Origin of the sequence: Neisseria mucosa (assembly GCF_003044445.1) — a bacterium.
In the GTDB taxonomy this organism is placed as follows: domain Bacteria; phylum Pseudomonadota; class Gammaproteobacteria; order Burkholderiales; family Neisseriaceae; genus Neisseria; species Neisseria mucosa_A.
The window spans coordinates 1-10,222 of record NZ_POWX01000031.1; the positions used below are offsets into that span (position 1 = coordinate 1).

Below are 10,222 nucleotides of genomic sequence, written 5' to 3' on the forward strand. Positions count from 1 at the left end.
ATTACTACAACCGCGAGCGTTGCAGTTTGAAATTGAAAAAGCTGAGTCCTGTCGCATACAGAACCCAGCTTGCACAGAGCGCCTGAATAGGCTTTTATGAGTGTCCAAGATTTGGGGGCCAGTTCAGTTTTTTCAGACGACCTTTTGCTTTGTTAGGTCAATCAGTTTGACAGTTTTTTGATATTACGTTAAAAAAGGTTATGCCATATACGGCTGACAAATGGGCGGTGCGCAATGTGCCGCAACTGAAAATAAAAGGCAGTTTCAACGCCTTTGGAGAACTTTTATGTCTGACAACTACTCCGCCCGCAAGGGAAAAACCTTCTTCGGGCATCCCATCCAGCTTTCCACCCTGTTCCACATCGAATTGTGGGAACGTTTCTCGTTTTACGGTATGCAGGGTATCTTATTGATTTATCTGTATTACACTGCTGACAAAGGCGGTTTGGGCATGGATAAGTCGCTCGCCGGCGGCATCGTCGGCGCGTACGGCGGCAGCGTTTATTTGTCCACCATACTCGGCGCATGGCTTGCCGACCGGATTTGGGGCGCGGAAAAAACGCTGTTTATTTCCGGCATCGTGGTCATGCTCGGACACATCGTTTTGGCAATCGCACCGAGTCTCTACGGGCTGCTGTGCGGCTTGGTACTCATCGCATTGGGCAGCGGCGGCGTGAAATCGTCGGCAAGCTCGATGGTCGGCTCGCTTTATGAGGCGGACGATATGAAGCCCCTGCGCGATGCGGGTTTTTCGATTTTCTATATCTCCATCAACATCGGCGGCTTCTTAGGCCCGCTCCTGACCGGCTTGCTGCAAACCGAGATGGGTTTCCACTATGGTTTCGGCGCGGCGGCAGTCGGTATGGCTTTTGGATTGTGGCGTTACTCCGTTGGGCGCAAACTGCTGCCGCACACGCCCGCTCCCAATCCTTTGCGTCCTGAAAAAGTGAAAACCGCGGTTGCAGTCGGCGTGTTGATTGTCTTGGTTGTCGGCAGCCTGATTGCTTCAGACACGCTCAATTTAGACAACTTTTCCAAATTCCTGCTCGGTACGGTCATCCTCACCGTCATCGCCTATTTCGCACGACTGCTCGGCAGCAGCCATGTGTCGTCTGAAAACAAACGCTACATCACCGCCTATATTCCCCTATTTCTGACCATCTGCCTGTTTTGGGCGGTTTGGTTCCAAGTTTATACCGTGGCAACGGTGTACTTTGACGAAACGGTTGACCGCACCATAGGCGGCTGGACCGTCCCCGTTGCCTGGAAAGATTCCATCCAAAGTATGTGGGTCGTCCTCTTTTCCGGCGTGATGGCGGCGGTTTGGACAAAAATGGGTAGGCACCAGCCGAAAACCCCGTTGAAATTTACATTGGCAATGATTGTCGTCGGCGTATCCTATCTTGGATTCGTGCCGTATATCTCGTCCGGAACGCCTATGCCGATCATCGTTTTCGCGCTGATCCTGCTTGCCATCACCATAGGCGAACTCATGATTTCTCCGATTGCGCTTTCCATCTCTACCAAAATTGCCCCGCCCATGTTCAAAACCCAAATGGTCGCGCTCAACTTCTTGGGCTTTTCCTTGGGCTTCACTTTGGGCGGTGTGCTGTTTAAAGAAGGATTCAACGATAAAGCACCGCTGGATTTCTACTGGATGCTTTGCGGCATAGGCGTGATAACCGGTGTGGTATTGTTATTGCTTGTTCCCGTTTTGAATAAAATGCTCAAAGGCGCGGATTAAAAACCGCTCTGAGCAAGACATGCAAAAGGTCGTCTGAAAAATTTTTCAGACGACCTTTTGCATGAACGCGGTTTGCCGTTCTTGCGCTGGGAACTGTCAAACCAAATGTTCCGCCAAAAATTCAAGGGCGAAGGCGACGGCCTGCTTTCTAACGGCCTCTCGGTCGCCGCTGAAGATTTTCATTTGCTCCAGCGATTCGGTCGGCGTAGACAACCCGAACCACACCGTCCCGACGGGTTTTGCCGCGCTGCCGCCGCCCGGGCCTGCGATGCCGGAAATACTGAGAGCGTAGTCGGCTTGGGCGACGGCTTTGGCACCTCGTGCCATTTCGTACACGGTTTCGCGGCTGACCGCGCCGTGTTGCAGCAGCGTATCGGGCATAACGCCGAGGCGTTCCTCTTTGGCTTGGTTGCTGTAAGTAACAAAACTTTGATGAAACCATTGCGAGCTGCCCGCGATGCCGGTGAATGCACCCGCAAGCAGGCCGCCGGTGCAAGATTCGGCGCAAGTAACGGTTTGTCGGCGTCGGGTGAGGTGTTCGGCGATAGTTTGCAGCGCGGTCATGGGACGTCCTTTCGTTTTTTGGGTTCGGACTTGATTATAGGCCGATTGAGATGAAGATAGGAAAGGTCGTCTGAAAAACTGATTTTCCGGTTTTCAGACGATCTTTTTTCATTCGCGGCGGCAGTGTCACCCCCTGCCCTTACCCCAAAAACTCTTTCAAAAACAGCAACACGCAGGCGAGTTCGTCGGCGGATTCACGTTGCGTGCCGTTGCCGGTATGGCCGCCGCTGTCCGGAGCGTAGAGCCAAGATTGCGGCGAGGTTTCGCGCAGTTTGGCGTAGAACTTGAGCGCGTGGGCGGGATGGACGCGGTCGTCGCTGAGGCTGGTGGTAATGAGCGCAGGCGGATAATTGATGCCGTCTGAAAGATTGTGATACGGCGACAATTCGCCCAGCCAGCGTTTGCAGACTTCGTATTTCTGCGGGTTGCCGTATTCGTCCGTCCAGCTTGCGCCGGCGGAGAGCAGCGGATAGCGGATCATGTCGGTCAGCGGCACTTCGCACACCAGCGCACCTATGCTTTGCGGTTCGCGCACGAAGGCGGCGGCGGTAATCAGGCCGCCGTTGCTGCCGCCCTGCAAACCGATGTGTTCGGGCGAACTCATGCCGCGTTCGGACAAATCGCGCACGACGGCAAGCAAATCATCAACGCTTTTGTGTTTGCTGATTCCCTGCGCCGCCTGATGCCAGCGCGGGCCGAACTCGCCGCCGCCGCGTATGTTCGCCAATACGAAGGCGTGGCCCTCTTCCAGCCAGTATTTGCCGATGCTGCCCAGATAATGCGGCAGCTCGGGCACGCCGAAACCGCCGTAAGCATAGACCAGCGTCGGCGTGTCGGGCGCGGCGTTTTTGCCGACGTGGAAATAAGGGATGCGTTCGCCGTCGGACGAAACCGCCCAAAACTGCCGCACTTCGATGTCGTCTGAAACAAACTGCTGCGGCTGGCGGCGCATGACGGTCAGTTCCATCACGTTCAAATCCAGCGCAAACAGCGTCAGCGGCGTGGTGAAATCGCTGGCGGCAAGGTAAACCACGTCGCCGCCCCAAGGCTGGTCGGTCATTTCCAACGCACCCGAAGGCAGGCGCGGCAGTTCGACTTCCTGCCATTTGCCATCGGTAAAGCGCCATGCTTTCAGACGGCCTTGTACGTTTTCCAGCAGGCTCGCTACGACAAAACGCTTGGTCGTTTCCACACTTTCCAATGCCTGCGTTTCATCGGGCGCAAACAAAAGCTGCGCCGCCCCGAGTTCGCCCCGATTCAGCTTCACCGCCACCAGCGCGCCGCTCGGATAGCTTTGGTTCGCGCGGTGCCAGTCCTTGCGCAATGTCAGCAAAAGATGCCCCGCCAGATAGCCGACCACGTCGCAATCGGCGGGCAGGTTCAACGGTTTCGCCTCACCTTCGGACGACACCTGCAAATACGTCTTGGTATAAAAACCGTCCGACGCTTCAATCAAATCAATTGGCGAACCCTGCGGATCAAGGTAACGCCACGCGTTCACCATCATCCCGTCTTCGCCGATTTGATACACCGGCAGGCTTTCCTCGAAACTCTTGCCGCGCTCCACCAGCCACACCTCGCGCGGATAGCCCGATTCGGTCAACTGCCGCTCATCCCAAGCCGGACACACCCACACGCTGTTTTCATCGCGCCACGACACATGGTTTTTCCCCGCCGGAAAATGAAAGCCGCCCTCAACCAACCCGCCCGCTTCCAAATCCACTTCCAGCGTATAAGCCGTATCGCCGCCCGACTTGCTTAAAGTCAACAACGCGCGGTTGGGCTGCTCCACCAAGTGCGACACCCCGCCCAGATACACATCGTCGCCGAGCAGCCCGTCGAAATCCGCCACCGAAAACAAGATTTTCCACTCAGGATAGCCCGAACGGTAGGTCGCCGCCGTACATACGCGGTACACACCCTTCGGATATTCCGCGTCCTGATGGAAATGGTACATCCGCGCGCGGTGTTCCTGACAAAACGGAATCTGCCGCGTGTCCTGCATCTGCGCCAAAATCCCGTCCGACAGCGCGCGCGCTTTATCGTTGTCCAAAAAACGCGCACGCGTTTCAGAATGCGCTTCAGCGGCGAAGTTTAGCGTTTCGGGAGAATCGAGGTTTTCGAAATGGAGATAGGAATCGGGGTAGGATTTCATAGAAAAGAGGTCGTCTGAAAATAGCGAAAGCGGGAATTATAGCGGGAAAGCCTTGCAGACAGATGAAAAGGCCGTCTGAAAACGGGGCGGCGGGTTTCACTATTGTTTCCGATACACCGCCTATCCATCAGCCGTCATTCCCGCGCAGGCGGGAATCCAGTCCTGTCGGCACAGAAATCTATCGGGAAAAAAAGTTTCCTAAATTCTACGTTCTGGATTCCCGCCTGCGCGGGAATGACGGCTGATAATAGATACCCGTATCGAAAATTAAGCAAACCCATCTACTTATTCGGCGGATTAATCGGCAGCGTCGAGCGGGAGACTTTGACCTCAGGGTATTTTTGCTTCATATGATAGCGGAACACTTCCGCCTTGCGTTGATTGCCGGTTTTTTCGTAATTCGTACCCAAAATCACCTCGTCCGCCTGATTCCGTATATCGGCATAAGGGATATAGACGGATTGGGTCTTATCGCAATATTCGATTTCCTCCGAATCGATTGGCTTAATGACCAGCAGGCGAAACTCTTCTTCGTCGCGGAAGGCGAAATCTTTAAACAGATAGCGGATGTATTCCAAGGCTTCTTTATCGTCGTCGCTGACGGCGGATTTGTCCTTGAAAAACCCGATAAGCTCTTCCAACGCTTCTTTTAATTTTCCCAAGCGGAACTGATGCCAGTCTTCATTTCCGACGGGTTTCAGGCGGATACCGAACCGACTGATATTTGCATTTAACGTAAATCGAGTGGACGAACCCAAATTTTCTTTTGCTAAATTTTGATGAAGATTGAAAGCCTTATTCGGGGCAGAAAGCCATATCCCGCATTTCTTTTCCGCAATATATTCATCCTTGTAGGCAATATAAGCGACTTGATAAAGCGGCAGCTTTTCGTATTCATCAACTTTTGGTAAGTCGTCTGAATTCTGCCTAGACATTTCGGACAGACTGCGGAACGGGGCGGAAACATCCGCTTCTTTCAGCCAATCCCCGTTTTTATTGAATACCAGACAGCAGCCCGAGGCCTCCACGCCGCCCTCTTTGCCATACAGGCGGAACTGGTTCAAATCGTTGACGCGGCTGGAGAAACAGGTGAAAAAAGCATTGTGGGACGCGCCATCCGCTTTGTTTTCCAACTCCAAATCCTGTTGGTTCAACAAGTCCAGCAGTGGCTTGCCTTCAGACGGATCGTTCATATAGGTCGAGCTGCCGAGCCGCATCGGACTGGCGGTTTCTTTGCCGCCGATGCCGAATAATATATGGCATACATGGGGCGAGGTGTAATGTGCCATCGGGATGGAACCCAATTCTGCAGGTGTGATATGGAGAACAGCCAGCACGGTTGAAACGGCGTCTTGCGGTTGTGAAGTTTTGCCTTTGAAAAGCGATTCCTGTATTTCTTGTTTTTTCTTCTCAAAATAGGAATGCCAATCCTTATAGAGATAATCAATATTTCTTAGACCTAGACGGATTATTTTTTCCCATTTCTTTTTTTCTTCCTCATCACTTAATTGTGATAATTGTTCGTAAGCAGCTAAAAAATTTTCGCTAGCCTGTTTAACAAATATTTCCGCTTCGGATGTACTTTTACTTCTCTTAATCTGTTCAATATAACAACCTCCAAGCCCAGATTGGGCATAGATTTGTTGTTGAATACGATCTTGTTTATCCGTCAATTGCTTGGTAAGTTTTAACAATTCTCGAAAGTGTTCAACAGCTTTTTCAAACAGTTTATTTGCTTTATCCGTATCTTTGATCTTCATGAACTGTTCAAAATAACAATAGCTAAGCCAATATTGAATCTCAATTTGTTCTGTAATCTGAGTATTTTGATTCGTAATCTCATCCCAATCCTGGTGCAAAATTTTAATCGCTTCAGCGTATTTTCTATCTAGAAGTGATTCTAAAATTGAAGGCATCACATCCATCATTTATCCCTTTATCAAACCAATCCATTAAAAAACAATCAGGCGGGAATTGTACATGATAATAATCAATTAACTTACTCCAATGCGTTGTTTACCAGCTGCCGTCATTCCCGCGCAGGCGGGAATCCAGACCTGTCGCCACAGAAATCTGTCAGGAAAAAAGGTTTCCTAAATTATACGTTCTGGATTCCCGCCTGCGCGGGAATGACGGGGCTAAAGGGAATGACGAGGCTAAATAGCTACTGTATCAAAGGTTAAATTATCCGCAATATACCAAAGCTCCCTCTTTCCTCCCAAAGCAGAAAACCAATTCAGTATCCGTCAAACTTGTAAAAAGGTCGTCTGAAAACCTAAAAATACGGTTTTCAGACGACCTTTCGACCATCGGCTCTTACCTGTCCATTCTGACCCGCACAAACGTCGCAAATTTCGGCGTGCCTTTTTGTGTGAAGCCGCGGTAGCGGTATGTGATGACCGAGCCGATTTTGGGCGGGTTGTCGCGGTCTTTGTCTTTGAAGCCGCTGCCGATGCGGAATTCGCCGTGTCGGTTTTTGCAGCCGACCGCGCCCAGCCGTCCGGCGTTGCGCCCTTTGCCTTCATAATGCCGCGTTACCGTGCATTCGTCGTCGTATTGGCTTTTCAGCTTCAATAATTGGCTGCTCCTGCCGCCGCTGTAACGCGATTCGGGTTGGCGCAGCATCACGCCTTCGCCGCCCTGCGCTTCGATTTGTTTCAAAAAATCCATCGCGTGCTGCCGGTCGCGGACTTTGGTTTGCGGGATGATGGTGATGGGCGCGTTCGGGTGCGTTTTCAGCCATTGCGTTGCGACTGCGAGGCGTTGGTAGAGATTGCCCTGCGCTTTGGGTACATCGAAAACGTGCAGGCGGATGCCGCGCCAATCGCCGGCAGACGAGCGCACGGCGGCGGAAATCTGTTCAAACTGTCCGCGTCCGCTATACAGCTCGCCGTCGAGCGGATAGGGCGGGAACTGCGCGGTAAAGCCTTTGGGCGGGGTAAACACGTAGCCCTGCCTGCTGACCAGTTGCCGCCCGTCCCAATACGCGCGCACGCCGTCGAGTTTCTCGCTCATCGCCCAGCCCGCAATCTCTTGGTCTTTGTATTCCTGCGCCAGCATCAAATCCGCGCCGAGCGCCGTTTGGATGAAAAAAGCGGCAAAAATCGGTATCATGCCCTGCATTGAAGTTCTCATAAACGTTCCTGTAATGTGAGTGATTATTTCAAATATAATAATGATACCGCATAAACAGATCGAAGGTCGTCTGAAAACATCGTTTCAACGAAGTTCAAGCCCCTGTCCAACCACTACCCAAGGAATCCCGCCTCATGGCACTTCAAGCCGAAATCATTGCCGTTACCCCCTTCCGCCAAAACTGTACCCTTTTGTGGGATGACGAAACCCGCGAAGCCGTCCTGACCGATGTCGGCGGCGACGTTTCCTACCTGCTGCAAGAGCTGGACGCGAAAAACCTAACCCTGACCGCCATTTGGCTGACCCACGGACACCTCGACCATGCCGGCGGCGTGGTGGAATTGCGGGAACACCGCCCCGTCCCCGTCATAGGCCCTCATGCGGACGACGGTTTCCTGCTCCAAGCCCTGCCCGAAACAACCGCCCAATACGGCTTTCCCGTTTCCCCCGCATTCGAGCCGACCCGCTGGCTGACCGAAGGCGAAACGCTCAAGGTCGGCAGCCACGCCTTCCAAGTCCTGCACATCCCCGGCCACACGCCCGGCCACGTCGTTTTCTACTGCGCCGAAGCGGGGCTGCTCATCGCGGGCGACGTATTGTTTTACGAAACCATAGGCAGAACCGACTTCCCGCGCGGCAACCACGCCGACCTCATCCATAATATCCGCACCAAACTGTTCGTCCTGCCCGAAGATACACGCGTCATCGCGGGACACGGCAGAATGACCGACATCGGGCATGAAAAACGGCACAATCCGTTTTTTTAAATCCTGAAAGTGAAAGGTCGTCTGAAACACGGATAAGCGTTTCAGACGACCTTTTTTAAAAAATTGGCATAAAACTTGCATGGAATCTGAACAAGAAATTTACATTTCGCCTTAAATTTGATTAAACATCAAAATAAACAACCAGTAACGCGATTTTACCCGACCCGGACACACGCTTGCCTGAAGCCGATGTACCATCATTTCCAATTATATCCGTATGAAATTGTTACAAAGTGACAATAAACGGCATCAGCACAAAGGACAGCGTGCGGGTAAATCGTATTTTTCCATGCGGCAGAGGCATAACCGAAGCCGCCAACACGAAAAGGATTAACCATGAAAACGTCCCGCATCGCCAAAACCGCCCTTTACCTCGCTGCCGCAGCCGTATTGTCCGCCTGCGCCGGCAAAAGCCACGTTAAAGCCGACGGAACGACGGACAACCCCGTCTTTCCGAAACCCTACTCCGTAACCTTCAACAAAAACCAAGGCACATTCCCGACCGCCGATGAACTCGAACAGATGAAACCGGGTCTGAGCAAAGACGACATCTACAAAATCCTCGGCCGTCCGCACTACGATGAAGGTATGTTCGGCGTGCGCGAATGGAATTATCTCTTCCACTTCCGCACTCCCGGCGTTCCCGCCAATCCCGACATCGGCTCCGGCGTAGAAGGCATTACCACCTGCCAATACAAAGTCTTGTTTGACAAACACAAATACGCCCGCAGCTTCCACTGGAAAGCCGTCTTCCCGGAAGATGCCGTCTGCCCGCCCGTACAAGAAGTTGCCCCACAACCCGCGCCTGAACCTCAAATCATCATCCGCGAAGTTGCGCCTGAAACCCACCACCGCATCCGCAAATAACAGGAAAACATGTTTAAAAGAATCATCCTCGGCATATCGCTGCTGGCAGGGCTGAACAGCTTTGCAGCAGCCGATGCCGCCAAAGAATACATGCAACGCAAAAAAGTCATCGTCAACACCGCCAAAGCCGAGCTGTGTTTCACCGACGATGCCCAGTGTTACCCCGTGCTCATCGGCAAAACCACGCCGAAAGGCACTTTTGATATGCAGTTGATGAAGACTTCCAAACCCGGCTACGGCGGCGAAATCATCGGCTTCAAGCAGGAAAAAGACTTCCTCTTCGCCCTACACCGCGTCTGGACGCTCAAACCCTCCGAGCGCCGTATGCAGCGCATCGCCTCCAACGTCGTCTCCGACCGCGTCATCACCAACGGCTGCATCAACGTAACCGACAAAGTGTACGACAAATTGCGCCAATACTTTGTTTTGGAAGTGATTTGACGGGTTTCACCATATAGCAGGCATGAAAAAGGTCGTCTGAAAACTTTGAACTGCACCCCAAAAGTTGGACATCCCCTCCAACTCACAAGGTGCAGTTTTTTTATGAGCAAATATACATTACACTTCAAATACCAAGCCGTACTCCACTACCTGCACATACGCAGCCAACAGCGTACCGCAGATCATTACGGCATTTCCCGAACCCACCTGCGACGGTGGATACGCGCCTATCAAGAAGGCGGCATCGGCGCACTCGAACATCCCCAATCCAAAACCATGACCGACCACCGCAAAAACCCCTTTATCGCCGACAAACCCGACCACGAAAAAACACAGGCAGAGCTTATCGAAGAGTTGTGCTATATGCGCGCAAAGGTTGCCTATCTAAAGGAGTTAAAAGCCCTCAGCCAAAAGCGGACCGCAAAGGACAAAGCCAAACCGTCCAAACACTGAGGGCGCAACACCCGCTCAAATACCTGCTGCACATCGCAAACCTGCCCAAAAGCAGCTTTTACTACCACCACCAAGACCGGCCTGACCCCGACGCAG

At 52.4% G+C, this 10,222-nt stretch carries 10 protein-coding genes; 6 read left to right on the forward strand and 4 right to left on the reverse strand.

Annotation, left to right across the window (positions count from 1 at the left end; all coding sequences use genetic code 11):
• Positions 1 to 86, forward strand: an 86-nt coding sequence (locus tag DBY90_RS13705) for an IS3 family transposase (protein ID WP_159069413.1), incomplete at its 5' end; no start/stop codon positions are given.
• Between the two features lie 200 nt (positions 87 to 286).
• Positions 287 to 1,744, forward strand: a complete 1,458-nt coding sequence (locus DBY90_RS12095) for an oligopeptide:H+ symporter (RefSeq protein WP_107987301.1) — start codon at positions 287 to 289, stop codon at positions 1,742 to 1,744.
• 96 nt (positions 1,745 to 1,840) lie between these two features.
• Here the strand turns inward: DBY90_RS12095 and DBY90_RS12100 are convergent, their stop codons facing one another.
• From DBY90_RS12100 to DBY90_RS12125, 4 genes are all read right to left on the reverse strand, one after another.
• Entirely contained in the window at positions 1,841 to 2,308 is a 468-nt protein-coding gene (locus tag DBY90_RS12100) for a CinA family protein (protein WP_107987303.1), read from the reverse strand.
• Positions 2,309 to 2,447: 139 nt separating this feature from the next.
• Positions 2,448 to 4,463 (reverse strand): prolyl oligopeptidase family serine peptidase, encoded by a 2,016-nt coding sequence (locus DBY90_RS12105; RefSeq protein ID WP_107987305.1) that lies wholly within the window; start codon positions 4,461 to 4,463, stop codon positions 2,448 to 2,450.
• A gap of 281 nt (positions 4,464 to 4,744) precedes the next feature.
• Positions 4,745 to 6,391, reverse strand: coding sequence for a sel1 repeat family protein (locus DBY90_RS12115; protein WP_411713484.1), 1,647 nt, complete (start codon positions 6,389 to 6,391; stop codon positions 4,745 to 4,747).
• 388 nt (positions 6,392 to 6,779) lie between these two features.
• Positions 6,780 to 7,586 carry a DNA ligase gene (locus DBY90_RS12125; protein WP_411713485.1) on the reverse strand — a complete coding sequence of 269 codons (807 nt, stop codon included), beginning with the start codon at positions 7,584 to 7,586 and terminating at the stop codon, positions 6,780 to 6,782.
• A 146-nt stretch (positions 7,587 to 7,732) separates the two neighbouring features.
• On the opposite strand from DBY90_RS12125, the gene DBY90_RS12130 reads away from it, so the two are divergent.
• The 4 genes from DBY90_RS12130 (at position 7,733) to DBY90_RS12145 (ending at position 10,126) form a co-directional block, all read left to right on the forward strand.
• Positions 7,733 to 8,365 carry an MBL fold metallo-hydrolase gene (locus DBY90_RS12130; RefSeq protein WP_003779657.1) on the forward strand — a complete coding sequence of 211 codons (633 nt, stop codon included), beginning with the start codon at positions 7,733 to 7,735 and terminating at the stop codon, positions 8,363 to 8,365.
• Between the two features lie 336 nt (positions 8,366 to 8,701).
• The gene (locus DBY90_RS12135) at positions 8,702 to 9,232 is read left to right on the forward strand and encodes an outer membrane protein assembly factor BamE (RefSeq protein WP_003743151.1); all 531 of its coding nucleotides are present in this window, start codon (positions 8,702 to 8,704) and stop codon (positions 9,230 to 9,232) included.
• Between the two features lie 9 nt (positions 9,233 to 9,241).
• Positions 9,242 to 9,673 (forward strand): L,D-transpeptidase, encoded by a 432-nt coding sequence (locus tag DBY90_RS12140; protein WP_070493706.1) that lies wholly within the window; start codon positions 9,242 to 9,244, stop codon positions 9,671 to 9,673.
• Between the two features lie 102 nt (positions 9,674 to 9,775).
• Positions 9,776 to 10,126, forward strand: a complete 351-nt coding sequence (locus DBY90_RS12145) for a helix-turn-helix domain-containing protein (RefSeq protein WP_107986413.1) — start codon at positions 9,776 to 9,778, stop codon at positions 10,124 to 10,126.
• Positions 10,127 to 10,222: the final 96 nt, after the last annotated feature.